Raw genomic sequence first — 25,735 nt, 5'->3', positions numbered from 1 at the left:
ACTTGGCGAAGCAGTCGGGCGATTAGCTCAGTTGGTAGAGCGCTTCGTTTACACCGAAGATGTCGGGAGTTCGAGTCTCTCATCGCCCACCACTTACCCCCTTGAAATTGCTTGCAAATTTTGACTGAATAGATTGCGCGGTTGTTTGCGTTTTTCGCCTAGCAACAGCCTAGCAACTGTGTTGCTGTTGCTAGGGCAAACCTATTGCGCGACGGCGCGAGCTTTATTCCTCACCCCCCCCTAAAGTTCCTGCGGCATCATTCAATGAAATTTGGAATGATATCGGATATGCGTTCGAATATTGGTATGCGCCGTCTCTGTCCCATTGATTTAGGGCATTTTGGGTGAGTGAGGTTTCTGCCAGAAGGGTTTTCAGCAATAGCAGGAGAATCTGATGGTAGATGGTAGCGATGGATTTGTCGGGCGGCTGGATATTGTCGATCCTCGCCGAGGCTACCGACACTGGTCGACGGAATTGAAAGCGCGGATTGTTGCTGAAAGTCTTCATCCTGGCGCTCGGGTTGTGGAAGTCGCGCAACGCTATGATTTGAGCGCGAACCAGCTTTCTTATTGGCGCAAGCAGGCGCGTGATGGCCATCTGATCATGCCAGCAGAGTTGATGCCGTCGGTGCCGGATGCGGAAGGTTGTGAACCTGCGTTTGTGGCGTTGTCGATTGCGGATGAGCCGGAGATGCCTGCCGTCACCTCGTTGATGCCAGAGACGGTAGCGGCGACAGCAGGGATTGTGACGATAGAGATAGGTGCCGACCTCGTGGTGAAGGTGCCGGGCGATGTGTCTGTGAGTCGGGTCGCGGCTTTGGTTGGTGCGATACGAGGATTGGCATGATCGTCGCGGGTCAACGACTGCCCATCCTGATCGCCACGCAACCCGTGGACTTTCGCTGCGGTCATCAGGCTCTGGCCTTGATGGTGCAGACTGAACTGAAGCTTGATCCACATTCCGGGATCACGGTGATCTTCCGGTCGAAGCGGGGTGATCGGCTGAAAATCCTGGTATGGGATGGCACGGGACTGGTTCTGACATATAAAATTCTTGAGAACGGCAGTTTTGCCTGGCCCAGGGTGCAGGACGGGACGATGCGTCTTTCAAGGGCTCAATATGAGGCTTTATTTGAAGGTCTCGATTGGCGTCGCGTGATGGCGCAGCGCGTGACGCCGCCCTCTGTTGCGGGGTGATCTTCCTTCCATTTTGTCATTGTTTTATTTGGATTTTATGGTTCGACAATGCTATGAAAACGCATGTCGCAACCCATTGATCTCAGCCAGTTCCCAGAGCTTCCGCCAGAGGTGGTGAAGGCGTTTGCGGACATGCAATTTGAGCTGTCGGTCGAGCGGGCGGCGCGTCAGCATGAGCAGGCGGTGGTGGCCGAAAAGGATGTGTTCATCACTGAACTGAAAGAACTGATCGAGAAGCTGGAAGGTCAGGTTCAGGAGTACCGGCGCACGAAGTTCGGGCCGAAATCGGAAAAGCTTGATCCGGCGCAGCTGGAACTGGCGCTGGAAGATCTTGAAACGGCGATTGCCGAAACACAGGCGCGGATTGCGGCTGTTGAAGAGAAAATGGCGGCCAGCACTCTTAGTCCCGACAAGGCGGCATCTCCACGCAAGGAACGAAAAGCCCGTGCGCTACCGGCGAACCTACCGCGTGTCGAGCGTGTGGTTGAGCCTCTAAGCATTGCCTGTCCCTGTGGCTGTGGCGACATGGTTCGGATTGGCGAGGACAAGACGGAGCGGCTCGATTACATTCCGGCAAACTATCGGGTAATTGTCACGATCCGCCCGAAATATGCTTGTCCCAAGGGGCGGACGGGGGTGGTTCAGGCCAAAGCACCGGCGCATCTTTTGGAAGGCAGTTGGCCGACAGAAGCGTTACTGGCCCAGATCGCTGTCTCCAAGCATTCCGAACATATGCCGCTGAACCGACAGGCGGTAGTCATGGCCCGGCACGGGGTTCCGATTGACCGTTCTGTTCTGGCCGACTGGATGGGGCGCACAGGCGCACTGATCGCGCCGGTCGTGGACCACATGGCGAAGATGCTGAAGACGGACGGTTCGCGGCTTTATGTCGATGAAACAACGGCTCCTGTATTGGATCCGGGACGCGGCAAGACGAAGACCGGTTATCTCTGGGCGGTTCTGCGCGATGATCGGGGCTGGGGCGGATCTGCACCGCCGGGTGTGGTGTTCCATTATCGGCCAGGGCGTAGCGGCGAATATGCCGCCGAAATCCTCGACGGCTTTAACGGCACGATCCAGGTCGATGCCTATGGCGGCTATTCCCAACTTGCCACGGTGGAACGCACGGGTGGCGATCCGTTACGACTGGCATTTTGCTGGGCACATGGGCGCAGAAAACTGATCGCGGCAACACCGAAGAAGGGTTCGCCTATCGTGGATGAGGCGCTGTTGCGCATCGCTGCGCTCTACAAGATCGAGGAAGCCATTCGTGGCAAGGAACCTGAACATCGCCGCTCAATGCGACAGGAATTGTCTCGGCCACTGGTGGACGAGCTCTTCGCATGGCTTGCGGCTCAGGCAAAGCGCATCTCGCGCAAATCCGATCTGGGCAAAGCACTTGCCTATATGCTCCGGCGTCAGGACGGCTTCCGGCTGTTTCTCGATGACGGTCATGTCGACATCGACTCCAACCTCGTCGAAAATGCCATCCGCAGTCCGGCCATGAACCGTCGCAATGCGCTTTTTTGTGGTCATGATGAAGGTGGACGCAATTGGGCCCGGTTCGCCAGTCTCATCGGCACATGCCGGATGAACGGCGTCGAGCCCTATGCCTATCTGCGCGATCTCTTCACCAGCCTCGCCAACGGTCACCTCGTCAGAAACATCGACACCCTGATGCCTTGGGCATATGCACGCCGAGTGAATGAGAGCAAAAATTAGCTCATTTGTGAGTAACAAATACGCTCATTCATCGAATGAGCGAAACCGCAAAAGTTCAAGCGCAAACCCAAAATCAATGGGGCAGAGACGGCGCATACGAATATTGACACATGACGTCCTGGAAAATCCCGGTTCGCCCTAGTTGCCACGAATCAATGGATGAAGCGTCTTGGAGAACCGACCCTACGTTCGGGTCAGCATTTCGGGGAGCAACCTAAGCAGGTTTTCGAGTGCTGAAGGACCCGAGACCTGTCGAATGACGAGCAGCACAATGAAGAGTTCGTGATTTTCACGCGAAGCGAAGCAGAGGTGTGGAGAGGGGCGGGAATGTTTAGACAGTTTTGTTTTTCACAGACCACATGTCGACGTCGATCTGGACATTCGTCAACAGTTCGGCTGCGAATCTCGCACATGGCGGCGCATTTCGTCGGTCGGCACACCGGAATGGGCGTCGGCTCATAAGTGACCCTCATCATAGATCTCTACAACGCAATAAGAGATCTGACCGCCCGGGCCCCAGCGAGGCGTTGCTACCCTCTTTTAGATCAAGGAGCGACAGACTATTCGTCACCGTCGCATATTGGGCTGGATGTTGGGAAAATTGGCTTACGACATGGGAAACAGCCCTGTTAGCTAAGTCCTGAGCCTAGACACCAGCCTCATGCCAGACAGAATGTCCATCGCCAAGCGCCACATGTTCAAGATGCGGCGCCACATAATCTAGCGACTTCACCGGGCTTGGAAGCTCGCCCTCATTGGCGACAAACAATCGACGCTCACGATCTGGATCAGCTACAGGAACCGCTGACATCAGCCGGCGCGTATAGTCATGGGCAGGATGTTCAAACACCTGCGAACGTGTCCCGGTTTCCACAAAGCGTCCTGCATACATCACCGCTACACGGTGGCTGATCTGCTCGACCACCGCCATGTCGTGGCTGATGAAGAGATACGACACGCCCGTCTCGTTCTGGATGTCCTGCAAAAGATCCAGAACCTGAGCCTGAATCGAAACGTCCAAAGCCGCAACGCTTTCGTCCGCTACAATCAGCTTCGGCGACAATGACAAAGCACGCGCAATGCAAATGCGTTGGCGCTGGCCGCCGGAGAATTCGTGCGGATAGCGCTTCATCTGATCCGCAGACATGCCGACCCGGCGGAAGAGGTATTCAACACGATCTTTCAGTTCACTGCCCGATGCCAGACCATGAATAGTCAGCGGTTCGCCCACAAGGTCGCCAACCCGCATGCGAGGATCGAGCGAAGCATAGGGATCCTGAAAGATCATCTGAATGTCACGTAGCACCGGCCGCATTGCGGTTCGGCTCAGACCCTTCGTGCTCTTGCCGTCGATGCGGATATCGCCGCTCCATGGCACCAGATTGAGCAGGGCTTTGCCCGTCGTGGACTTGCCGCAGCCGGATTCGCCAACCAGTGACAGTGTCTCACCGCGATTGACAGTAAAGGATACGCCCTCCACAGCATGAACGCGCCGAACGGGGCGCTGCAAGATACCGCCCTTTATGTCGAAACGAACAACCAGATTCTCGACTTCGAGAATAGGGCTGGATGGAGCAGGCGCTGACTCGGCCTTTGGTTTCGCTGGCGCGCGCTTCGGCTTATCGGTGCCAGTCATTTCGCCCAACCGCGGTACGGCTGCGAGCAATCGCTGCGTATATTCGTCACGAGGATGATGGAAGACATCGCGAAGCGGGCCTTGCTCGACTTGCCTGCCCTTGTTCATCACGAGCACGTGGTCTGCCATTTCGGCGACAACGCCCATATCATGGGTGATAAGAATGACCGAGATGCCGTTCTCTGCCTGCAGTTTGCGAATGAGCGCAAGTATCTGCGACTGGACCGTCACGTCGAGCGCGGTCGTCGGCTCGTCGGCGATGAGAATTTCTGGCTTCTGGGCAAGCGCCATGGCGATCATGACACGCTGGCGCATGCCGCCGGAGAGTTCGTATGGGTATTGCAGCAGACGGCGGCTGGAATCGGAGATCTGAACCTGATCGAGCAAGCCCTTGCAGCGCTGTTTCAGCGCCGCACCGGACAGGCCGCCATTCGGGCCAGCTTCATTGGCAACGGCTTCCGCCAGTTGTCGCCCAACGGTCAGAACCGGGTTCAGCGAGGTCATGGGTTCCTGAAAGATCATCCCGATATGACGCCCGCGCACACTGCGCATCTGGTTTTCGTTGAGCTTGAGAATGTCGCGACCGTTCATCACGGCGGTGCCGCCGGTCACGCGTGCCAAGGACTTTGGCAAAAGCTGCATCAGCGAGAGCACGGTCATGGATTTGCCGGAACCGCTTTCGCCGGCGATACATAAGGTCTCCCCGGATTGCAGATCAAAGGAAAGTCGGTCGACGACAGTGCGTGCACCATCGGGTGTCGCAACCTGCGTCACGAGATCTCTTACCTGCAGAAGCGGAGAAGACGTGTTCATGTTTGTGCTCGCTGAGTGATGGAAGAGGGCGACGGGAGCCGCCCCCTTATGCCTTATTCGAAAACGGAACGCGGGAAGTAGAACGATACGACCCAGTTCGGCTGATCGACGATTTCGCTGATGCGCAGATCACCGCAGGCCGAGCAGAGCATATAGGCATCCACCGGGTTGAGGTTCTGCGTCTGGCAAAGAAGGTCGATCATGTTGGAGAGGGCGGCTTTCGCGCCTTCCCACAGATCGGGCCCGATACCGGTGGTGACTTCGTAACCCTTGGTATCGAGGTGCCGCGTCACTGGCCCAGGCGTGGTGAACCGGGGCATCTTCAGTGGCGTATCCTTGATGAGATCCAGCGTCAGAGCCACATTCATCGCGCTTTCGATGGCGGTGCCGCAGACTTCGCCGTCGCCCTGTGCCGCATGGGTATCACCAATGGAGAACAGAGCGCCTTCGACTTCGATCGGCAGATAAAGCGTGGTTCCGGCTGCAAGATCGCGAATGTCGAGATTGCCGCCGACACGACGCGGCGGCACAACCGAATGCAGGCCCCTTTCCGCCGGTGCGACGCCGATGGTTCCGGCGAACGGCTTCAGCGGTACGCGGGCATGCTCTCCGAAAAGTGCTGGTTCCAGCGTTGTGGGATTGTAGTTCCACAAGGCCAGCGCCGGTTCCTTGAAGTCGTCGGCGAGAAGACCGAAGCCCGGAATATTTGCCGTCCAGCCGAAACCTGAAGGCTCGAACTGGTGGATGGTGATTTTCAGCACATCGCCCGGCTTGGCACCATCGACGAAAATGGGGCCAGTAACCGGATTGACCTTGGAAAAGTCCATCGTCGACACATCGGCGACAGTGCTGCCGCGATGATAATGGCCTGCGCCGCTGTCCAGACATTCGAATTTCAGGGTCGAGCTGGGCGCAACCGTTTCAGCCGGCTGGAACGAGTTGTCCCAGCCGAAATGATGATGCCGACCATGAATAGTGTAATGGCAATTATTGCACATCTTTTGCATAAACCTCGTCGTAATTGACCGGGATGTGGACAGGATCGACGAAGATCGCGTCGGGACCGCCCAGACGTTCGGAGCGAACCGAGAAGCGCTCCTCGTTGAAGATCGGCGCCCATGGCGCGTCGTCCATGATCTTCAGATAGATATCGCGCCACATGGCTTCGCGTTCTTCCTTGCGGGCCGGGTCGACGATGGCGTCAGCTTCCTGCGCCTTCTTGTCCAGCTCTGCATTGCAGTACCACGACCAGTTCCAGCCGCCCTGTACCGCGCCGCTGCAACCCAGGATCGGGCCATAGAAGTTGGACGGATCCGGGAAGTCGGCAATCCAGCCCATGCCGCCGGACCAGACCATCGGCGCGCCGTCTGGCTCGCCGCCTGCTGCGATGACATTGGCCTGCGCCAGCGACTTGATGGAAGCCTTGATGCCAATGGCGGCCAGATCCTGCTGGATGGCCTGTGCGATGCGCGGCTGCGGATCGGTATTGGCGACGAACAGCTCGGTTTCGAAACCATCGGCCACACCGGCTTCGGCAAGCAGCGCCTTTGCCTTTTCAGGATCGTAAGGATAGCCCTTATAGTCCTTGGCATAGCCCGGCATTGACGGCGGCAGCGGCTGATTGGCCGGAACGGCGCGACCGTTGATGATGCGGACGATACGGTCCTTGTTAATGGCCATGTTGACGGCCTGACGCACCTTCACATTGTCGAAAGGCTTGATCTTGACGTTCATGGTCACATAGCCGGTGTGCAACTGACCGCCCTGAATGATCAGGTCCTTGAACTTCGGATCCTTGGTGACTTCGATGAACTTCGCAGGCGGAATGCCGTCACCCGGAATGTCGACTTCGCCGTTCTGCAAACGCAGAAGGGCAACGACCGGCTCCTGACCGACCTCGAAGGTGATCTGGTCGAGCTTCGGCAGCGACGGATTGTAATAATCCTTGAAACGCTCGAAGACGATGCGCTGGCCGAGCGTCCATTCGGTCATCTTGAAAGCGCCGGAACCGACCGGATGCTTGCCGAAATCTGCGCCGTATTTCTCGACTTCTTCCTTGGGCACGATATGGGCGAAATTCAGCGCCAGCACATGTAGGAAGGTCGCGTCCGGACGGCTCAGTTTGAACTTGATGGTGTAGGGATCAACCACGGTGATGCCGGAAAGCGCCTCGGCCTTGCCTGCGGATGCATCCTCAAAGCCGACGATGGAGCCGAAGAAGCCAGCGCCGGGGCTCTGGGTCTTTGGATTGACGACGCGTTCGATGGAATATTTGACGTCGTCGGCGTTCAGTTCGCGACCGTTGTGGAACTTCACGCCCCTGCGCAGTTTGAAGGTGAAGGTCTTGCCGTCGTCGGAGATCGTGTAATCTTCCGCAATTTCTTTGCGCAGATTGGTGGTGCCCGGCTCGTAGTCCATCAGGCCGTCGAACAGCGACTTGATCATCGACCAGTTCTGCCAGTCGTAGCCGATGGCAGGATCGAGTGTCGAGACGTCATCCTTATAGGTGACGATCATCGAGCCACCCTGCTTGATGTCGGCGGCCTGCGCGCCGAACGAGATGGCGAGGCCGAGCGCCAGCGCCGATATGCCGGATAGAAAAGTCTTTTTCATTGGTGTCCCTTTCTCTGGAGTCTTTTGGTTTCACCGCAGCTTGATGCGCGGATCGATCAATGGAGTGATGAGGTCGGCGATGAGATTGCCGAGAACGATGGCGAAAGCCGAAACGATCGTGACGCCCATGATGATGGGAATATCGACGCGCTGGATTGCCTGCCAGGCAAGCTGACCGATGCCGGGCCAGCCAAACACGCTTTCAACGACGACAATGCCCGACATGAACAGGCCGATGTCGATGCCGATCATCGCGATGATTGGCAGGATGGCGTTGGGCATGGCGTGACGCAGCAGGATTTTCCAGCGTGCCAGCCCCTTGGCGCGGGCGGTGCGGATATAATCCTGACGAAGAACGTCGAGCAGCGAGGAGCGCATCATGCGCGAATACCAGCCTGCGCCCAGAAGACCGAGCGTTAGGGAAGGCAGAACGAGATGCATGAACGTTCCGTAGCCGCCAATCGGGAACCAGCCGAGCTTAACCGCAAACACGTAGAGCATCAGAATGCCGATAACGAATTGCGGGGCCGAAACGCCGACGAATGAAAAGATCATCAAGGCATTGTCGGTGCGGCTTCCGCGCCGGGTGGCCGCGATGACGCCCATGGTGAGACCGATGGCGAGTTCCGAGAAGATGGCTCCGGCCATCAGCAGCAGGCTTGCGGGCAGGCGTGACCAGATCAGCGACGCCACTTCGGTTTTCTGAAGATAGGAGCGTCCGAGATCGCCCTGAACGAGCCCCTTCAGATAGCGCAGATATTGCTCATAGAAAGGCAGGTTGAGGCCAAGCTGCTCACGAATATTCTCGACCGTCTGTGCTGTTGCGCTGCGCCCTGCAATCTGGCGCGCCGGATCGGCTGGCACCAGATAAAGCAGGATGAAGGTCACGAAGCTGATGCCGATCAGGATCATCACAGTCTGGATGAGGCGGCGGGCGATATAGGCGAGCATCAGTGGTGTCCCTGCTGGGTTGGGTCGAGCACATCGCGCAAGGCATCACCGACAAGGTTGAAGGCCAGCGCTAGCAACAGGATTGCCGCGCCCGGAATGAAGACGAGCCAGGGCGCGCTCGTGAAATAGGTCTGGTTTTCGAAGATGATATTGCCCCAGGAGGCTGTTGGTGGTTGCACACCAATGCCGAGGAAGGACAGCGTCGCCTCCAGAAGAACGGTGGTGGCGATACCGAGCGTGGCCCAGACGATCATCGTGGAAAAGAGATGCGGCAGGATATGCTTGAGGATGATGCGAGGCGCACCCGCACCCATCGCGCGCTCGGCCTCGATGAAATCGCGTTCCGAGAGAGACCGGGTTTCCGTATAGAGCACGCGCGCAATCTGAACCCAGTTGACCATGGCGATCACCATCGCGACGATCCAGAGGCTCGGCTTGAAGATTGCGGCGAGCACAATGGCCAGCAGCAAAGCGGGGAAGGCCATCATCAGATCGGTGAACCGCATCAGCACGGTTTCCACCCAGCCACGGAAATATCCGGCGCAAATGCCGACAGTCGAACCGATAAGCACCGCAATACCGTTGGCCACCACGCCGATGATCAGCGAGGTCTGCGCGCCATAGATCAGGCGGGAGAACAGATCGCGCCCGACGAGATCGGTGCCGAACCAGAATTTCAGGTTGGGCGCGAGCGGCGCGCCTTCCAGCGTCAGGCCGTCGAAGAACTGTTCGTTGGGATCGAAGGGAACGATCCACGGCGCGAAGAGCGCGGCTGCGACAGTGACGACGATGACCACAAGGCCGAATGCGGCCAGCGGTCGGCGGATGATGCGGCCAAGAACGCCGCGTTCGGCTTTTTTCTGGCCGACCGGAAGAGTGTCAAGCGCGCTCACGATCGTTCCCTGTCTGCTTTTCGTTCAGAAAGCGCCGGGCAAAGGCCTCGACACTGATGCGCTCCGCCATCGCGGCTAGGCGCAGTTTCTGATAGGCCTGTCTGGCGGAAATATTGTCTGCGAACATTACGATCGCGGTTGCCTGTGCAATGGCTTCGCGCCCGGCAAGGCTTTCGCGCAGTTCGCCGATTTCGGTTGCCAGCGCATGGCGACGCTGGAAATTATGCATCGCGATGACCAGAGCGCTATAAACGCCCGCATTGCCGATTGGCTTCAAAAGCTGCGCATCCGCACCTTGATTGAGCGCCCAGCCGATCCGGCCCGGCGCTTCCGAGCCGATCAGAGCGACAGTGGGCACAGGAGCCTGCTGCGGTGGCCACGGAAACTGTTCGTCATATCCCATGTCGACATCGAAGAAGACGACATTGAACCGGGAGATGTCGGCGTGTTCAAGCAGGTCTGGCCAGCATTCCACGGCATCCACGCCGATGCGGCGTAACTGCTGCACAATCGCATCGACATTGGTGTGGCGGCGATGGACGATCAGCGCGGTCCAGTTTTCGAATGCGCCCCAACTGGCGACGGTGAAGGCCTGGTCTGTCATAGTCATTTGACGAGCCTCAGAAAGCCGGGCTGCTGGCCCGGATTGGCGGATGTTTGAAGATGCGTTCGCGCCATGAACGGGTCTGGCTGAATGGCGACCTCGGCCTCATGCACGATTTCAAAGCTGCAATCTTGTCTGGCCCGTCCGATATGGGCGGGCAGGGCGATATGGTTTGTTCGCGGTTCGACCAGCACGTCGCCGAGCGGCGTGCTCGTGGTGTGCGTCTGGACTGCGGCAAGCACTTTTTCGACATCGTCGGTGCCTGCCCGTTCAATGCCGGCGGCGATCATAAGGACGCTGGAATAGGCCTGAGCGAAGATAGCCGAAAGGCTGCCGTCAAAGCCATTGCTTCTGACGGCTTCCAGAAAGGCGCGATTGGTTTCGCCCGGCAGTGTGCGGAAATAGCAGCTTACGCTGTAATTGCCCTCGGCGGCATCGCCGACATGCTCCAGCTCGCTTTCATAGAGATTGCAGCTCAGAACAGGCCTGACATCGGTGCGGAAATCGCTGTTTCGGCGGCCCAGTTCCGCATAGGCGCGCAGGAACATATAGGACGATTCACCGATCAGATTGTTGAGGATGAAGTCGGGCTTCTTGCTTTCGATTTCCCGGATGAGATGATCGATATCCGTGTCGCCGATGGCAATGGCGCGCTCACCGAGAACTTCGCCGCCAGCCGCAGTCAGCATTTCGCGGGCGAGGCGATTGGTTTCCCAACCCCAGATATAGTTCGAACCGAGCAATATGGCGCGATTACCGAAGCGGGGAACGATGAAGTCGATCAGCGGCACAAGATGCTGATTGGCGCAGGCCGCCGCATAAACGACACGGTCGCTGGCCTCAAAGCCCTCATAGACGCAGGGATACCAGAGCAGCGTATCGCGCTTTTCGACAACGGGAATGACTTCCTTGCGGCTCCAGGATGTGGTGCAGCCGATGATGTGTTTAACGCCCTGTCGTGAAATCAGTTCTTCGCTCAGCGGCGCATAACGGTCAGGGTTACCACTTGGGTCGGCGATGCGCGGCACGAGATTGAACGGAAGGTCCCGATCATTGACGGCCTTGATCGCAGCCATAGCTCCACAATAGCCCTCATAGCCCAGTTTTTGATAGGGACCGGAGTGCGAAAACAGGACGCCGACAGGAATGTCTTTTTTGTTGCTTTGAGACATGCGAAAAGCCAAACACAAAAACCCCTCCGGAATTTTCAGATTCCGAGAAGGGCCCAAATGCCAAATACGAATTTAGCCCAGAAATTACTGAATTCCGAGCATTTCCGTCAAGCTATTTCTTTTTGCTGTTATTTTAAGCAATATTATTAATCTTAAGGCAAAAACTCAATCCTCGCCACCGGTGCGGAGTACGTCCTTTTCGATCTGGACAAAAGCTCCCCGCGATTTATAGAGACACACCACTTTATTTCGTACAGTTCCGACCAAAACCGGTTACGCTAGGAGATGACGACTTCATTGAGTGATTGTGAAGCCGTCTTGTGGTCATGAGGCTGCGATCTTTTGCTCTGACGCTCGCGGACGCGGCTTAAGCCGTATTCTTTTATGTATCGCGGATTAATTTGTTCGGCTGCAATGTTTCCATGACTGCGATACACTACTGTGCCGTGAACAAGCCACGCGGTCTTTGTCGGCTCTGAAAATAATAGGTTGTTGAGGGAACGCTGGGCATCCAACGAAAATCCGCGGCACTTGCCACCCGTTCGACGGCGGAGCCGCAGGCGTTTGACTGGAGTGTCCAGCTTGGAATATGTTCTCCAATTTATGCTCTAGTTTGGTGAGTTTTCACATATGGAAAAAGGGCCTTAACGCCATGAGTTTTCAGCATTCGGCCAGCTCGAAAAGGGCTAGCAGCTTTCGAGAGGTGCCCAAGCTTGTCATGAACGGCCGAACTTAAGCGCGAAGCCGACATGAAAACGGTCGATCAGAAAACATATGGCAAAAGCTGACTTTTGCCATATGCCTTCTATTAATCAGTCCACGAAATGTCGTGGAGGGGCACCGTAACTGAGCCAGAATTCGGACCCTCTGACAGCTATGAGAATTGTCATGAGGCTTTTCACGTTTTCAGGGATGTTGTATCGTGCCAAAAAATTAAGTTAAAATCCGAAACGGTCAGACAATTTCTAGGCGGTCGCAACGGCATTTACTGGGAGATCGTTCACTTCCGACGGGATCACTTGCCTGGGTTATTCTCCGGAAAAATTAGGTTCGAATAGGCCGTTTCAAGCGCCAGAGACAACTCATAAATTGTTATGATTGTCGGGTTGCGCTGTCTATCTAATCCAATCTGAGAGAAAATACTTACGGCAGGTCAGTTTTGGAGCTGTCTAGCTTCAGTAGCGCTTCGGCTGCATCACCGTCTATGATGAGGCCGTTGACTATACCGCTCTTCAAAAGAGCTCTGGTAGCGATAGCCTTTTCCTGGCCCGCGATGAGCAGGACGACCTGAACCTTCTGCAATTCGGCAAATCCGAGAGCGATAGTGCGTTGGTTCATTTCATGGTCGACCTGACGGCCCTCCTTATCAAAGAAAATGCCGTTGGTGTCACCGATTGCGCCTGCGGCCCGGAGGCTTTCAAGCTCCGGTTTGCTCAACATGTTTTGGCGGCGCAACAATGAATCTTCTGTCAACTCACCAGCGCTGATGAAACAGACCGAAGCCGTGCGGGCAATTTCCATCGCGCGCGCTACAGATCGTTGGGAAATCAGAACTTTTCTGTCCTCGGCAGAATCGGCAATGAACGGCACGGGGAGGAAAAAGCCCTGTCCGCCCGTGCGGCGTGCCAACATATGCACAACTTCGAATGGGTTATAGGCAGAGTTGGCGGTCAGCGATCCCATGACGGAAATGAAGCGCGCTTGCGGTGCTCGCACACCGGCAAGTTGTAGCGTCATCTGCTCTATCGTGCGTCCCCAGCCGGTGCCAATGGTCGCTTCCTGGTTGTCCGCAAGAAAATTCTTGAGGTAGGTCGCAGCAGCGACGCCAACTGCGCGAAACGAAACTTGCTTACGGATTTCAGACGCTGTGTCATCTGTATCGAAGTCGAATGGTGGCGTTGAAATGCAGAAATCCAGCCCATAGCGACGCATAAGCTCATTTTCGAGCGGCAGCGTACCAGCATTCTGATGGTCGATGGAGATGCTGACAAGGCCACTTTCGCGGGCTTCTCCGAGAATTTTATTAACGCGTGCTCGGGTCAGGCCCAGCCGAGCGGCAGTCGCCTCCTGGTTGAATCCACCGATGTAATATAGCCACGCGACACGCACCATAAGGCTGTCTTCAGATTCGTTCATCGGTTCCTCTTGTCGTTTTCCTGCGTTGATACAAATGTAATTTAGTTTGACATTTGTATCAAACCGTTGCTTAATTCGAACTGTTCCGGTGGACAAGAGCGCGATTGAGCAGGTGGGTCAACCGGAATGGAAAGCCGAGGTTAAAGCACAAAAGCCGCGTCTGGTTCGTGAGGATCTGAACCTGACAGGCGCCGAAGCGACAGGCTTGGAGGAGGGCGGAAAGCCGACATCATAGAAATGTCGCCGGAGACGCCCAGAGCCGGGGTTCAACAATGTGAGGCGGGTAGTGGGCTCAACCACGCCGCTTCGGGGAGGAATAAATGAATACGGGATTTTTCAAGAAGTCCATCGCGGCGGTCGCTTTAACCATGCTTATGGGTACTGCCAGCGCATCCGCGACCAATGTAGCCTGGGTGCATTCCAACGCTGCTGCGCAATCTGAACAACGTGCCAAGGCTGGATTTGACGCCTGGCTCAAGGAAACCGCCAAGGATTGGAACGTCAGCGTTCTCGATAGCGGCGGCTCGGGCGAACGCACTGCTTCGAACATTCAGGATGCCGCATCGCGCGGAGTAGATGCCATTATCGTAAGCATGTCTGATCTCCGAGCATCGCGTGCAGCGATTGACGCTGCGGTTGCTGCGAAAATTCCAGTCTTCGCCATCGATAGTGGTCAGGTAGACGGTGTGCTCGTTGACGTTACAACCAACAACTGGGCAATGTCTGCTTCTGTGTCCCCTTACCTGCTCAATGAGATGGGTGGCAAAGGAAATATGATTTTCCTGCGCATGGCAGAGCATCATGGCACCCGCAAGCGCGGTGACGTTATGGCCGCCGTGGTGAAGGAATATCCTGAAGTGAAGGTCATCGCCGAACATAATATCGACTACACTGCCTTCTTCGAAGACACGACCAGCACGGTGCAGGATTATGCATCGCGCTTTGGAGAAGAAATCAATGCCGTGTGGGCACCTTGGGATGAACCGGCACAGGCAGCCATCAATGCACTCACCGCAGCAGGTCTGAAAAATGTGAAGGTTATTGGTATCGATGGCCACCCACAGGCAATTGAAGAAGTCTGCAAGCCGGACAGCCTGATGATCGCGACTGTTTCGCAGCCGTTTGAAAAGATGGGCGCGCAGACCGGCGAGTGGATCGAAAGCATCGTCGTGAAGAAGGAAGATGCCGACACCGTCATTCCTTCCAAGACTGTCTATCTTGATGCGCCGCTTGTCACGAAGCAGAACTGCAAGGATTTCCTCCCGAAGAAGTAGGCACCCCATTGCCTGCCACTGGCCGGGGCGTGGACGTTCCACGTTCCGGCCTTTTTTCAGGATTTAGAGCTGTCTCGGCTAAAACGGAGTCGTTGCAACCGCTCTACCTTCTTGTTTTTCCGCATGTCGTTACCCCAAAACTGGATCCCTATTTTGGAGGCATGCTCTAGCAATTCAATTCATGGAGTTCTTCGATGGCTGTAAGCCTTTCGCAGATCGTGATGTCTTATCCCGGTACTTTGGCGCTTGATCAGGTCAGCGCTGAATTCCGGTTCGATGAGGTGCACGGACTGATCGGAGAAAACGGCGCGGGAAAAACCACGCTGGTCAGCATTCTCGGCGGTAGCAAAAGCCCGACATCCGGCACGATAACGATTGATGGAGCTGAGGTGAAACTGAGCAGCGCCGGCGATGCCTTGCGCAAGGGGATCGCACATGTTTCGCAGGAAGGCAGCCTCGTTCCCGGTCTGACGGGTGCGCAGAATATTCTGTTGGGCGACGAGCCACGCATGGGGGTTGGCATCATCGATAGCCGGAAGCTCCTGGCCCGTGCGAACGAGCTGTTGGGCCGCTGGTTTCCCCAGGTTTCTATCGACCTTAATCAGCAGGTCGATATGCTGCCCATGGCCGACCAGAAGATTATCGAAATTGTCCGCGCACTGCGCGGTAATGTGAGGCTACTGATCCTTGACGAGCCGACGGCCACCTTGCCTGCTCGCGAAAAAGAGAGCCTTTGGGAAATCATCAAGACCCTGCCCAAACAGGGTGTCGGCATTGTGCTGATCAGCCACTTTCTTTCTGAAATCAAGGCGCTAAGCGATCGTATTACTGTTTTGCGTGATGGTCGTCACATCGCAACGCTTCAGGCTGGAGATTCGAGCGAGGCGCAACTGATTGACCTCATGCTCCAGCGGACCGGTGGTGTGGATGCAAGCGAACAGGAAATTCAGCCTGTACGTGCGTTTGGCAACGTTGTTCTGGACGTTAGCGACTGGAAAGCAGGCGGTGTAGAGGTCGAGCATTTTGCCATTCACGCGGGTGAGATTATCGGGCTTATCGGCCTGACAGGGGCAGGACATTTCGGATTTGCGCGCTCGCTTTATGCCGCAAGCGGTGTGACCGACGGAACGTACCTGTTTCAGGGTGAGGTGCAGACGAAAATTGATGCGCGGACGATGCAGAAAAAAGGCGTGGCACTGGTGCCAGACCATCGCATGGAAAACGCGCTTGTTGGCGATTGGGACGTACGTGAAAACCTTGCAATGGTGCACCCGTCTTACGCGACTTTTGCTGGTACCGGCATATTGTTCATGCGACGCGAAGCCCGCGAGGCAGACCGGATGATGGAGCTCATGAACGTCAAGGCGCATTCGCGCAGTCAGTTTGTTAAAGATCTGAGTGGCGGTAACAAGCAGAAGGTTTCGATCGGTAAGTGGCTTTACGGAGCCGACGATCACTATCGCCTGATGATCTTCATCGAACCGACGGAAGGCGTCGATATCGGTGCCAAGCGCGAAATTCACGCGCAGATGCGCCGTTTGGCAGAGAAGGGCGTTGCCGTTCTTGTCACCTCGTCAGACCTCATGGAAGTCGCGGATGTGGCTGACCGTGTCATCCCCTTTGTGAACGGACGTCCCGGGCCAGAAATTGGACGCGATGCGTTTTCTGAAGCGAAATTTATTGCTGCAATGGCAGGAGTTACCCAATGAACGCCCGATCCTCAGCGGTCACACCGCAATCTGCTCGCCATGCGCAGAGTTTCAGCAAAAAACTCAAAGGCGAGTGGCTGCTCAAATACAGTACGCTTTTTGTGCTTTTCCTCCTGTTCGCCGGCTTTTCACTCACGGTTGACCGCTTTCTGACAGCGAATAATCTTCTCAACATCATCCAGCAGATTTCCATGCTGACCATTGTCGGAGCAGGATTGACTTTCGGCTTTGCTGCCCGTGAGATGGATTTGTCGGTCGGGTATATGGTCGGAATGGCGGGTATTATCGTCCCCCTTCTGCTGGTTGCCGGCACACCTTTGCCGCTGGCATTGCTTGCCGGTCTCGGTGCTGGTCTGGTGGTGGGGTCCGTCAATGCAGCGCTTGTAACGCTGGTGGGGGTGCCTTCGTTGATTGCCACACTCGCAACAGGGTCCATTCTTTACGGCATCAACTTTTTGATGACTGGCGGGCGCGCCATCTATGGTGGTCTTCCGGCCAGCTATCTCTGGCTTGGACAAGGCCAGCTGTTTGGTATCCCGGTTCTTGCTTATGCTATGGTGATCGTTGTTTTTGTGGCCTGGTTTCTGATGGAACGGACCGTATTCGGCCGGTACATTTATGCGGTCGGCGGCAATCTCAAAGCAGCGGAACTTTCCGGCGTTAACGGTCGTTTTTATCGCGCTGCCGCTCTTGTGGTCTGTTCAATTTTCGCAGCCGTTGCCGGCGCGCTTCTTGCAGCACGTCTGGGCTCTGGCCAACCTAACGCGGGTGAACGCTATCTGCTCGACGGCCTCGCCACGGTGTTTATCGGAATGACCATGTTCCGTCCGGGTACTGCAACAATTGCAGGAACTTTCTTCGGTGCACTTTTCATCGGCGTCATCAATAACGGCCTCAACCTCATCGGGATGGACACATACATCCAGAGCATTGTGAAGGGTCTTATCATTCTCGTCGCGGTCGCGGTCGTTTCGCGTACCACCAAACTGAAGCTCCTTTGAGGAACTGCGTTAGGCATTGAACCAAACATCATGAAACATTTGCAACAGACAGGTCTGTCGGAGGCGCACGTGCAAAATCCGAGTAACTCTAATCTCCTCGAACTATACAGAACGATGCGGCGCATCCGCACTTTTGAAGAACGCGTGGGCGAATTGTTCGTGCGCGGCCAGACGGCAGGTTCGATGCTTCACCTGTCCATCGGTGAAGAAGCCGCTGCCGCCGGTGTTTGTGCAGCGATGCAGCCGCAGGATACATTCACGACCCACCATCGCGGACACGGAATATTTCTGGCGCGCGGGGCCGATCCCAAACAGATGATGGCGGAAATCGGCGGTAAGGAAACCGGGTATTGCCGTGGCAAGGGCGGTTCCATGCATATTGCCGATATGGCGCTTGGCCACCTTGGCGCGAACGCAATTGTCGGCGGCGGTATTCCTTCTGTTGTGGGGGCTGGTCTTTCCAGCAATTATCTCAAGAAGAACTCTGTCTCGCTCGCATTTTTTGGCGATGGCGCGATGCAGCAGGGCATTTTGTATGAAAGCATGAACATGGCGGCGCTTTGGGGCCTGCCGGTGGTTTTTGTTTGCATCAATAATCAATACGGCATGGGAACTCGTGTCGATCAGGCAACTGCCAACACGGCGTTTGAACAGCGCGCGCATGCTTTCGGGCTTAACGGTGCCGTGGTCGATGGCCTTGATGTGGAAGAAGTGAAGGCCACAGCACAAGGGCTCATCGATGATGCGCGTCTGGGCAAACCGGGCTTTCTTTCCGTCACCTGCTATCGTTTCTTCGGCCATGCGCGCATGGACAAGAGCCCATACCGTGCAGAAGCGGAAGAGACGGAAGGGCGCAAGAAAGATCCGGTGAAGTTCACGCGCGATCAGCTGATCTCGACAGGTCTTGCGCAGGAAGGAGCCCTCGACACGATGGACAGCGCAGTTGCTGCGGAGATGGACGCGACGATCGATTTCGCAGTCGAATCCAAAGCTCCGGCACTCACCTCTATGTTCAAAGATGTTTACGCCGTGGGTGAACCTGAACCGGAGCCGGTTCGTGCCCGTATCGACCGCGTACTTTCCAGGGATGAAGCATAATGGTTGCCATGACTTACCGCGATGCGCTGCGTAAAGCGCTGGATGATGCCATGGCTGAAGACAACACTATCGTTGTGATCGGCGAAGAGGTGGGCCGTTATGGGGGTGCCTACGGTGTTACCAAAGATCTGATCGGCAAATACGGCCCTGACCGCCTGATCGATACACCGATTTCAGAACCTGCAATTATTGGTGCTGCCGTGGGTGCAGCAATGACCGGGCTGCGCCCGGTCGCTGAACTCATGTATATCGACTTTCTCGGAATGACCATGGATCAACTGGCCAATCAGGCGGCAAAGATCCGCTACATGTTCGGTGGGCAGACCGGAGTGCCGATGGTGTTGCGAACGCAGGGCGGCACAGGACGCTCCGCTGGCGCGCAACACTCGCAGAGCTTAGAGGCATGGATCATGCACACGCCAGGTTTGCGGCTCGCCATGCCTGCTACGGTTCAGGATGCCTATCACATGCTGCGTCAGAGCCTCACAAAACCCGATCCGGTCGTCTTTATCGAGCACAAGGCACTCTACACACGCAAGGAAGAGGTTGATCTCGATGCGGAGCCCTTGGCATGGGGCAAGGCTGCGGTTCGTCGTACAGGCAAGGATCTGGTTATCGTCACCTATTCGCGCCAGCTCTTTTACGCGCTTGATGCAGCTGAAAAACTTTCGGCCAAGGGAATTGAAGCAACCATTATCGATCTTCGCACGCTCAATCCGCTCGATTTTGATACGGTGCGTGAACATGTCGAGCGTGTAGGCAAGGCCATGGTTGTTTCCGAAGGCGTCTTGACCGCAGGTGTTGCCGCAGAACTTGCGGCCCGCATCACGGAAGAATGTTTCGATTATCTGGAACAACCGGTTGTGCGTGTTGCGGGCGAAGACATCCCGATCTCCGTTTCGCAGGAGCTTGAAGCTGGCAGCGTGCCGACCGCAGAACTTATCCGGTCTGTCGCGGAAAGAATGCTGTCATGACAGAACGTATTCTCAAAATGCCGCGTCTTGGCGAAACGATGGATGAAGGCAAGATTGTCGGCTTCCTCGTCAAGCCGGGCGACAGTTTCAGGCGCGGGGATTCAATTATCGAGATCGAAACCGATAAGACGGTTGCGGAATTCCCGGCGCTTGGCGACGGCACGCTCAATGAATGGATCGGCGCTATAGGGGATCATGTCGTGGTCGGCGCGCCTCTGGCGCGCATCGACATTGGCAGTGGTCCGGACTGGACGGATGATGGCGGCGAAAGCGCGTCTTCTCCTGAGGAGCCGGCTGCGTTGCATCCCGCACGCACAGCCGGTTCCAGCAATGCGCTCATTATAGCCGATCTGGATATGCCGCGTCTTGGTGAGACGATGGAAGAGGGGCGTATCGTACGCTGGCTGAAGGCTGCGGGCGATCAATTCGAGCGTGGCGAAGCTGTACTCGAAATTGAAACCGATAAAACGGTTGCAGAATTTCCAGCTCTTGTGAGCGGCAAGCTGATCGAGGTTCTGCGTCTTGAAGGCGATATGGTGACGGTTGGTGAGGCTATCGCCCGTATTGAGGTCGCGACAGATGCAGTTGTGCAGAAGGGCGAAGTGGTAGACCCTGAAGCGGTTGCACCAGCAGATGTACCGGCGCGCGTTGCGCAAAAGCCCGGGGCTTCCGGCAATGCTGGTCGCACGCGTGCTACGCCGTTGGCTCGCCGGCTGGCCCGCCAGAAAGGCCTTGATATCAACAGTCTTTCAGGATCTGGCCGCAGAGGACGTGTCGAAAAAGAGGATGTGCTGGCAGCTGCAAGCGGAACGCAGGCCGACACTGACGTAAAATTCGTGGCGCTGGCAAAAGGCCGTGTGGCCTATACGGATATCGGTCCCAAAAATGCGCGGACCCTGCTGCTGCTTCATGGCTTTTCAGGCGATCGAACGACATGGAGCGGCATAGCCTCCGGCCTGCGTCGTGCGGGTTTCCGCGTTATCGTTCCCGATCTTCCAGCCCATGGCCTGACGACGATCGATGCTTCACACCCGGAAGAATTGAGCGAATTCCTGCCCGCTTTCCTTGATGCCCTTTCCATTCGTCAGGTGGATATCGTGGCCCATTCGCTGGGAGCAGTTGTGGCAACAGCCTTTGCCTCGGCTCACCCTGCCAGCGTTTCAAGCCTGACACTTGTTGCGCCTGCCGGCCTTGGTTCGGAGATTGACGCAGGCTTTGTATCGGGCATGGCGCAGGCAACGAGTGCCGGTGAGATTGCACATCTGCTGCGCCGCATTGCGGCCAAGCCCGTAGAGTTGACGGCTGCTCTTGCAGGAGAGATTGCCGCAACCATGGCAAAGGGGCGTCTTAAGGAACTTGCGAAGGCCATCATAGGGCCTTCAGGCCAGCGCGCAGATATTGTTGCTTCGCTCGACAGGCAGTCACGTTCAAAACCTGTCCGCGTTCTGTTCGGCCTTCAGGACCGTATCATACCGTGGCAGCAAGTAACCGTATTGTCACCTTTTATTGGTGTTCACTTCTTCGCTCAGTCGGGGCATATGCCGCAATGGGATGAGACAAAGGATGTTCTCGCCCTGATTTTGGGTGTCATGGGAGAAGACAATGAGTGACGTGAGGGTTCGGCTCAAGGAAGCACAATCGCGGCTTGGTGCTTTCGCCAAAGCAACACCAGATCTGATGACGGGCTTTGCCAAAGTCAGCAAAACTGCAACGACTGCGGGAGCGTTTTCGTCGGCACAGCGCGAACTGATCGCCGTTAGTATTGCGGTTGCCAAGGGATGCGAGGATTGCATTCTTTATCACGTCGATGCCGCCATCCGCCATGGCGCAACCGAGCCGGAGTTGGTCGAGGTGCTTGAGGTTGCGGTCGAAATGGGCGGCGGCCCGGCTGTAATGTATGCAGGTAAGGCGTTGGAAGTGTTCCGTGGACTGACGTGAAATGTTGTACGATGAGACTTTCCGAAAACAGGGAGTGTCTCCGGGATCCATTCGGGAGGATTTGAATGGCTTATTTTCTGACCGCAGATGGCGGCACGGAAAGCATCCGCGCGCGGGTCTATGACCTTTCTGGCACGTGTCTGGCAAGTGCCGCCGTGCCCTACGAAACGAAATTTTCGAGCGGAGCGCGTGCGGAGCAGAACCCGGAAGACTGGTGGTCTTCTTTCGTTCAGGCTGCGCGCAAAGCGATTTCAGAATCCGCAATTGATCCGACAGCAATTGAAGCCATTACGCTTGCAACGACGAGTTGTACCATCGTTGCTCTCGATGGTGAGGGCAACCCCTTGCGTCCCTCGATTATTTGGATGGATGTTCGCGCAAGTGCTGAGGCCGAAGCAGTCCTCGCCACGGGCGACGACGCGCTGCTCGCCAATGGCGGCGGGCGCGGTCCTGTTTCGGCGGAATGGATGATCCCCAAGGCGCTTTGGCTCGCTCGCAATGAGCCAGAGATATTCAATAAAGCAGAAACTGTCTGCGAGTATCAGGATTTCATGACATTGCGTTTGACGGGTGAAAAAGCCGCAAGCCTCAACAATGTGTCGTTGCGTTGGCATTATTCCACGGATCGCGGTGGGTTTCCCAAGACGCTTCTGGAAAAGCTCGGCCTTGAAGCCCTGCTGCAGAAATGGCCATCTCGTGTTGTCGCGCCGGGTGAGGTCATTAGCAATCTGTGCGCGGCGGCAGCGACTGAACTTGGTCTTTCGCAGAAAGTGAAAGTAGTTCAGGGGGGTGCCGATGCGCTGATCGGCATGATCGGTCTCGGCGTTGCCAAACCTGGACAGCTGGCACTGATCACCGGCTCGTCGCATCTGCAATTTGGCGTTTCCGACAAGCCTTTGCACGCGCCTGGGATCTGGGGCAGCTATCCGGATATGGTTTATCCAAAGCGCTATATTATCGAAGGGGGCCAAACCTCGACGGGTTCGATCATCGCCTGGCTTGGTCGGATGATGAACGGCACCATGGATATGGAAGAACTGAACCGCAAGGCGGCGGCACTGGAACCGGGTGCGGATGGCTTACTTGTGCAGGATCATTTTCAGGGCAATCGCACGCCTTATACCGATCCGGTATCGCGAGGCGCAATCGTCGGGCTGACGCTTGCGCATGAGCCACATCACGTATTCCGCGCGATCATGGAAGGCATCAGTTTCGGCACCCGCGCCATTCTCGATGCTATGGCAGATGCTGGCTATCGCGGACGTGAAATCACGGTCGGGGGTGGTGCCAGTGCTTCGCCGCTTTGGCTCCAGATACATGCGGATACAGCTGGTTTGCCTGTCTGCGTGCCACAGTCGCGCGATGCGCCTTCGGTAGGCGCCGCCGTTCTGGCAGCACACGGCGCCGGACATTTTGCGAGTATCGATGATGGTATTGCCGCCATGGTCAAACCGGGCACATGCATTGAGCCTCGCCCGCGCGAAACAGAGATTTATAACGAGATTTATCAGCAATATCGGGCGCTTTATCCGGCTTTGAAGTCCGTTCGCTCCGCTTGATAAAGACTGTTGAGGTGGACTGATGCTCAAAGATTTTCAGCTGACTGGTAAAAACGCCGTTATCACGGGCGGCGCAAAAGGGATCGGACGGGCTATCGCCGAACTCTTCGTCGAGGCGGGTGCAACTGTTATCATTATCGACCGCGATGTGGTCGCGGGTGAAGCGGCTGTTGCCGAGCTAAACACCAATCGAGCAGCTTCGGCGCAATTCTATGCGCTGGATGTGACAGACCGGGATGCCAGCGAACAGGTGGCCGAAGCTATAACGCGTAATATCGGCGCGCCCGACATCCTCATCAATAATGCAGGTATCGTCAGGAATGGGCCTGCAAGCGATGTCACGGAAGCGGACTGGCGTGTAGTGATTGACGTCAATCTCAATGGCGTTTTCTACTGCGCGCAAGCGTTTGGAAAGCGCATGGCCTCGGTCGGGCGTGGGGCGATCGTTAACATCTCTTCCATGTGCGGAGCAATCGTTGTCCACCCTCAACCGCAGATCGCCTATAACGCCGCCAAGGCGGGTGTAAATCTTATCACGAAGTCACTGGCGGTTGAGTGGGCGAAGCAGGGCGTACGGGTGAATGCTGTCGCCCCCGGTTACACCGCGACGGAACTGACACTGGCCGGACGCAGCAATAAAGAATGGTTTTCTACCTGGCTTGCCATGACGCCGCAGGGGCGGTTGGGTGAGCCGCGAGAAGTTGCCAATGCGGTTTTGTTTCTCGCGTCCGATGCTGCAAGCTTCGTAACCGGCACTGTGTTGGCGGTTGATGGCGGCTATACGGCTCTTTGAATTTCTGGAGGAGTTAAAAATGGAACATCCGGCAAAGATCGCGCTTGTTACCGGCGCCAGTCGGGGTATTGGGCGCGCAATTGCTGTGGGTATGGCCCAACGCGGCTTCGATGTGGTGATCAATGACATTGAACGCCAGAAAGATGCGCTCGAAGAGGTCGCGAAAGAAGTCACGGCTATCGGTCGTCGCGCTCTGGCGGTTCATGCCGATGTAAGCAACAAGGGCGATGTCGAGGGGATGGTACAGAAGGCTGTCGGCACTTTTGGCCGCATTGATGCCGTTGTCAACAATGCGGGCATTTTGATTGCCAGCGACGTCGAACATCTCAAGGAAGAGCACTGGGACAGCGTTCTCGACGTAAATGCCAAGGGCACATTCCTCGTCGTGCAGGCCGTTTTACCTTACATGAAGAAACAGAAATACGGTCGCATCGTGAATATCGCCTCTATCGGCGGCAAGCATGGCGCACCGGAACAGGCGCATTATTCTGCATCGAAGGCCGCTGTGATGGGCTTTACGCGGGTGCTCGCGCAGGAGGTGGGCACTTTTGGCATCACGGCAAACTGCATCTGCCCCGGTATCATTTTGACCGATATGGGCCGCGTCAATCTTGATGACGTTGCAATACGTGAAGCCTGGCAGGAAAAGACCGCCATGCGACGGATCGGTGATCCCGAAGATGTAGTGGGACCAGTTGCATTTTTTGCGTCCGATGATGCCGCTTTCATAACGGGGCAGAGTCTCAATGTCGATGGGGGTATCGTATTAAGTTAAAGTCACTGCTTAAAAGTTATTCATGAAATACATCATATGGCAAAAGGTGAATTTTGCCATATGTGTTGCATTAATCAGTCCTGAGCCTAATCGCGCCAAGCCGACCTCCACAGCGTTCAACGCTATGCGCTATCCAATGTCGATTGAAGGATAGCGCAGCGGCACTATCAGAAATTACTCGCCTTGGATGATCAGTTGCGCATGATCGATCCACGCTTTGCATCCATAGGTTTTGATGACGTTTGGATCGAGAATCTAACCGAAACGTTCAATGGTTCTGTTTATCGGGTGAGTTGGCAGGATTGTTGAGGTTCTGGATTACCAGTGTTGATAACGTGGGGCGATTTCTTCTTGTATTTGTTTTAAATCAATGAACTCTTTGCCTGATCCGATAATTTCCAACCGAAAGACATGCTCGCAACTAATAGCAGAGCAAACGCAGGTTGGACGTGAAAATAGTATTATCGGGCCGTATGGTCGCTGCGGGCTTCCGATTTCCGGAGCAGGGTTTTCCAAACGTCAGTCAGTCATTTTCATTTTTACTGGAAGCTGTCAGATCCATCGTATTGGCTGCGATTGTGCTGGCGCTCTGCTGGCAGACCACGGCATCTGCCGCTGATCTGGAAAAATACATTCCCAAGGTTGAAGCAAGCACGCTCTTCAAAGAGGCTGACGCTATAGGCAAGCCACAAGGCGAGCCACCAATCGCTCCACTGATGAAGCGGGGCGAGGTGATCGGCTATGCCTATCTGAATTCAGATTTCACCAGTTCCATCGGCTATTCCGGCAAACCGATCCATATTGTCGTCGGCATCGATACCAAAGGCGTCATACGCGGCATAAAACTGGTAGACCACAAAGAGCCGATCGTGCTGAT

The 25,735-nt window shown here is 55.9% G+C and carries 21 protein-coding genes, 1 tRNA gene and 1 pseudogene; 15 read left to right on the top strand and 8 right to left on the bottom strand.

The features are described from left to right. Window positions 1-16: 16 nt before the first annotated feature. The 4 genes from HWX93_RS11605 to tnpC all read left to right on the top strand — a co-directional run bounded on the left by HWX93_RS11605 (window position 17) and on the right by tnpC (window position 2,919). Window positions 17-92: transfer RNA gene (locus HWX93_RS11605), tRNA-Val, on the top strand. A 302-nt stretch (window positions 93-394) separates the two neighbouring features. Then, the gene (gene tnpA, locus HWX93_RS11600; protein WP_176037454.1) at window positions 395-847 is read left to right on the top strand and encodes an IS66-like element accessory protein TnpA; all 453 of its coding nucleotides are present in this window, start codon (window positions 395-397) and stop codon (window positions 845-847) included. After that, window positions 844-1,197, top strand: coding sequence for an IS66 family insertion sequence element accessory protein TnpB (gene tnpB / locus HWX93_RS11595; RefSeq protein WP_176037453.1), 354 nt, complete (start codon window positions 844-846; stop codon window positions 1,195-1,197). The genes tnpA and tnpB overlap by 4 nt, the downstream gene beginning before the upstream one ends. A 63-nt stretch (window positions 1,198-1,260) precedes the next feature. After that, complete coding sequence (tnpC, locus tag HWX93_RS11590; RefSeq protein ID WP_176037452.1) at window positions 1,261-2,919, top strand: IS66 family transposase; 1,659 nt, start codon at window positions 1,261-1,263, stop codon at window positions 2,917-2,919. 646 nt (window positions 2,920-3,565) lie between these two features. On the opposite strand, the gene HWX93_RS11585 is transcribed toward tnpC, so the two are convergent. The 8 genes from HWX93_RS11585 to HWX93_RS11550 all read right to left on the bottom strand — a co-directional run bounded on the left by HWX93_RS11585 (window position 3,566) and on the right by HWX93_RS11550 (window position 13,833). Then, complete coding sequence (locus HWX93_RS11585) at window positions 3,566-5,368, bottom strand: ABC transporter ATP-binding protein (RefSeq protein WP_176037451.1); 1,803 nt, start codon at window positions 5,366-5,368, stop codon at window positions 3,566-3,568. A gap of 53 nt (window positions 5,369-5,421) precedes the next feature. Beyond that, on the bottom strand, window positions 5,422-6,366 hold the full coding sequence (locus HWX93_RS11580; protein WP_151554866.1) for an acetamidase/formamidase family protein: 945 nt from the start codon (window positions 6,364-6,366) through the stop codon (window positions 5,422-5,424). Continuing rightward, window positions 6,356-7,981 carry an ABC transporter substrate-binding protein gene (locus HWX93_RS11575; RefSeq protein WP_151554729.1) on the bottom strand — a complete coding sequence of 542 codons (1,626 nt, stop codon included), beginning with the start codon at window positions 7,979-7,981 and terminating at the stop codon, window positions 6,356-6,358. Before HWX93_RS11575 ends, HWX93_RS11580 begins: the two co-directional genes overlap by 11 nt. Before the next feature lie 30 nt (window positions 7,982-8,011). Next, on the bottom strand, window positions 8,012-8,932 hold the full coding sequence (locus HWX93_RS11570) for an ABC transporter permease (protein WP_040129398.1): 921 nt from the start codon (window positions 8,930-8,932) through the stop codon (window positions 8,012-8,014). Continuing rightward, window positions 8,932-9,762 carry an ABC transporter permease gene (locus HWX93_RS11565; RefSeq protein ID WP_371830809.1) on the bottom strand — a complete coding sequence of 277 codons (831 nt, stop codon included), beginning with the start codon at window positions 9,760-9,762 and terminating at the stop codon, window positions 8,932-8,934. The genes HWX93_RS11570 and HWX93_RS11565 overlap by 1 nt, the downstream gene beginning before the upstream one ends. A gap of 49 nt (window positions 9,763-9,811) precedes the next feature. Then, entirely contained in the window at window positions 9,812-10,429 is a 618-nt protein-coding gene (locus HWX93_RS11560; protein WP_176037558.1) for an ANTAR domain-containing protein, read from the bottom strand. Window positions 10,430-10,431: 2 nt separating this feature from the next. Next, on the bottom strand, window positions 10,432-11,601 hold the full coding sequence (locus HWX93_RS11555; RefSeq protein WP_151554728.1) for a transporter substrate-binding domain-containing protein: 1,170 nt from the start codon (window positions 11,599-11,601) through the stop codon (window positions 10,432-10,434). Window positions 11,602-12,744: 1,143 nt separating this feature from the next. Continuing rightward, window positions 12,745-13,833, bottom strand: a complete 1,089-nt coding sequence (locus tag HWX93_RS11550) for a sugar-binding transcriptional regulator (RefSeq protein ID WP_235969103.1) — start codon at window positions 13,831-13,833, stop codon at window positions 12,745-12,747. Between the two features lie 224 nt (window positions 13,834-14,057). Between HWX93_RS11550 and HWX93_RS11545 the strand changes: the two genes are divergently transcribed. The 11 genes and pseudogenes from HWX93_RS11545 to HWX93_RS11495 all read left to right on the top strand — a co-directional run. Continuing rightward, a complete protein-coding gene (locus tag HWX93_RS11545; protein WP_104754004.1) occupies window positions 14,058-15,011 on the top strand; it encodes a sugar ABC transporter substrate-binding protein in 954 nt (317 codons plus the stop codon). A 194-nt stretch (window positions 15,012-15,205) separates the two neighbouring features. Further along, window positions 15,206-16,720, top strand: coding sequence for a sugar ABC transporter ATP-binding protein (locus HWX93_RS11540; protein WP_151554727.1), 1,515 nt, complete (start codon window positions 15,206-15,208; stop codon window positions 16,718-16,720). Beyond that, window positions 16,717-17,721, top strand: coding sequence for an ABC transporter permease (locus tag HWX93_RS11535; protein WP_104754006.1), 1,005 nt, complete (start codon window positions 16,717-16,719; stop codon window positions 17,719-17,721). Before HWX93_RS11540 ends, HWX93_RS11535 begins: the two co-directional genes overlap by 4 nt. A 30-nt stretch (window positions 17,722-17,751) precedes the next feature. After that, window positions 17,752-18,819 carry a thiamine pyrophosphate-dependent dehydrogenase E1 component subunit alpha gene (locus HWX93_RS11530; protein WP_167394002.1) on the top strand — a complete coding sequence of 356 codons (1,068 nt, stop codon included), beginning with the start codon at window positions 17,752-17,754 and terminating at the stop codon, window positions 18,817-18,819. After that, window positions 18,819-19,793: an alpha-ketoacid dehydrogenase subunit beta gene (locus HWX93_RS11525; protein ID WP_167522210.1), complete on the top strand. Its 975-nt coding sequence runs from the start codon at window positions 18,819-18,821 to the stop codon at window positions 19,791-19,793. Before HWX93_RS11530 ends, HWX93_RS11525 begins: the two co-directional genes overlap by 1 nt. Continuing rightward, the gene (locus HWX93_RS11520) at window positions 19,790-21,403 is read left to right on the top strand and encodes an acetoin dehydrogenase dihydrolipoyllysine-residue acetyltransferase subunit (RefSeq protein WP_151554725.1); all 1,614 of its coding nucleotides are present in this window, start codon (window positions 19,790-19,792) and stop codon (window positions 21,401-21,403) included. Before HWX93_RS11525 ends, HWX93_RS11520 begins: the two co-directional genes overlap by 4 nt. Continuing rightward, window positions 21,396-21,731 carry a carboxymuconolactone decarboxylase family protein gene (locus HWX93_RS11515; protein ID WP_151554724.1) on the top strand — a complete coding sequence of 112 codons (336 nt, stop codon included), beginning with the start codon at window positions 21,396-21,398 and terminating at the stop codon, window positions 21,729-21,731. The genes HWX93_RS11520 and HWX93_RS11515 overlap by 8 nt, the downstream gene beginning before the upstream one ends. A 65-nt stretch (window positions 21,732-21,796) precedes the next feature. Further along, window positions 21,797-23,290 (top strand): FGGY-family carbohydrate kinase, encoded by a 1,494-nt coding sequence (locus HWX93_RS11510; RefSeq protein ID WP_151554723.1) that lies wholly within the window; start codon window positions 21,797-21,799, stop codon window positions 23,288-23,290. A 22-nt stretch (window positions 23,291-23,312) separates the two neighbouring features. Then, window positions 23,313-24,083 (top strand): SDR family NAD(P)-dependent oxidoreductase, encoded by a 771-nt coding sequence (locus HWX93_RS11505; RefSeq protein ID WP_151554722.1) that lies wholly within the window; start codon window positions 23,313-23,315, stop codon window positions 24,081-24,083. A gap of 19 nt (window positions 24,084-24,102) precedes the next feature. Beyond that, window positions 24,103-24,858 (top strand): SDR family NAD(P)-dependent oxidoreductase, encoded by a 756-nt coding sequence (locus HWX93_RS11500; protein WP_151554721.1) that lies wholly within the window; start codon window positions 24,103-24,105, stop codon window positions 24,856-24,858. A gap of 449 nt (window positions 24,859-25,307) precedes the next feature. Next, window positions 25,308-25,735 (top strand): annotated as a pseudogene (locus tag HWX93_RS11495) (4Fe-4S binding protein); the annotation flags it as partial.

The organism is Brucella tritici, from assembly GCF_902825325.1.
Taxonomy (GTDB): Bacteria; Pseudomonadota; Alphaproteobacteria; order Rhizobiales; family Rhizobiaceae; genus Brucella.
Note: the sequence above shows the minus strand (reverse complement) of the source record. Positions and strands in the feature narration are given on the sequence as shown.

Bases quoted from the DNA above. Each gene is read 5' to 3' on its own strand.
- HWX93_RS11535 (WP_104754006.1), top strand. From the start codon at position 16,717: ATGAACGCCCGATCCTCAGCGGTCACACCGCAATCTGCTCGCCATGCG.
- HWX93_RS11515 (WP_151554724.1), top strand. From the start codon at position 21,396: ATGAGTGACGTGAGGGTTCGGCTCAAGGAAGCACAATCGCGGCTTGGT.
- HWX93_RS11570 (WP_040129398.1), bottom strand. From the start codon at position 8,932: ATGCTCGCCTATATCGCCCGCCGCCTCATCCAGACTGTGATGATCCTG.
- HWX93_RS11520 (WP_151554725.1), top strand. From the start codon at position 19,790: ATGACAGAACGTATTCTCAAAATGCCGCGTCTTGGCGAAACGATGGAT.
- tnpA (WP_176037454.1), top strand. From the start codon at position 395: ATGGTAGATGGTAGCGATGGATTTGTCGGGCGGCTGGATATTGTCGAT.
- HWX93_RS11525 (WP_167522210.1), top strand. From the start codon at position 18,819: ATGGTTGCCATGACTTACCGCGATGCGCTGCGTAAAGCGCTGGATGAT.
- HWX93_RS11510 (WP_151554723.1), top strand. From the start codon at position 21,797: ATGGCTTATTTTCTGACCGCAGATGGCGGCACGGAAAGCATCCGCGCG.
- HWX93_RS11585 (WP_176037451.1), bottom strand. From the start codon at position 5,368: ATGAACACGTCTTCTCCGCTTCTGCAGGTAAGAGATCTCGTGACGCAG.
- HWX93_RS11575 (WP_151554729.1), bottom strand. From the start codon at position 7,981: ATGAAAAAGACTTTTCTATCCGGCATATCGGCGCTGGCGCTCGGCCTC.
- tnpB (WP_176037453.1), top strand. From the start codon at position 844: ATGATCGTCGCGGGTCAACGACTGCCCATCCTGATCGCCACGCAACCC.
- HWX93_RS11500 (WP_151554721.1), top strand. From the start codon at position 24,103: ATGGAACATCCGGCAAAGATCGCGCTTGTTACCGGCGCCAGTCGGGGT.
- HWX93_RS11540 (WP_151554727.1), top strand. From the start codon at position 15,206: ATGGCTGTAAGCCTTTCGCAGATCGTGATGTCTTATCCCGGTACTTTG.
- tnpC (WP_176037452.1), top strand. From the start codon at position 1,261: ATGTCGCAACCCATTGATCTCAGCCAGTTCCCAGAGCTTCCGCCAGAG.
- HWX93_RS11580 (WP_151554866.1), bottom strand. From the start codon at position 6,366: ATGTGCAATAATTGCCATTACACTATTCATGGTCGGCATCATCATTTC.
- HWX93_RS11555 (WP_151554728.1), bottom strand. From the start codon at position 11,601: ATGTCTCAAAGCAACAAAAAAGACATTCCTGTCGGCGTCCTGTTTTCG.
- HWX93_RS11560 (WP_176037558.1), bottom strand. From the start codon at position 10,429: ATGACAGACCAGGCCTTCACCGTCGCCAGTTGGGGCGCATTCGAAAAC.
- HWX93_RS11545 (WP_104754004.1), top strand. From the start codon at position 14,058: ATGAATACGGGATTTTTCAAGAAGTCCATCGCGGCGGTCGCTTTAACC.
- HWX93_RS11505 (WP_151554722.1), top strand. From the start codon at position 23,313: ATGCTCAAAGATTTTCAGCTGACTGGTAAAAACGCCGTTATCACGGGC.
- HWX93_RS11530 (WP_167394002.1), top strand. From the start codon at position 17,752: ATGAAACATTTGCAACAGACAGGTCTGTCGGAGGCGCACGTGCAAAAT.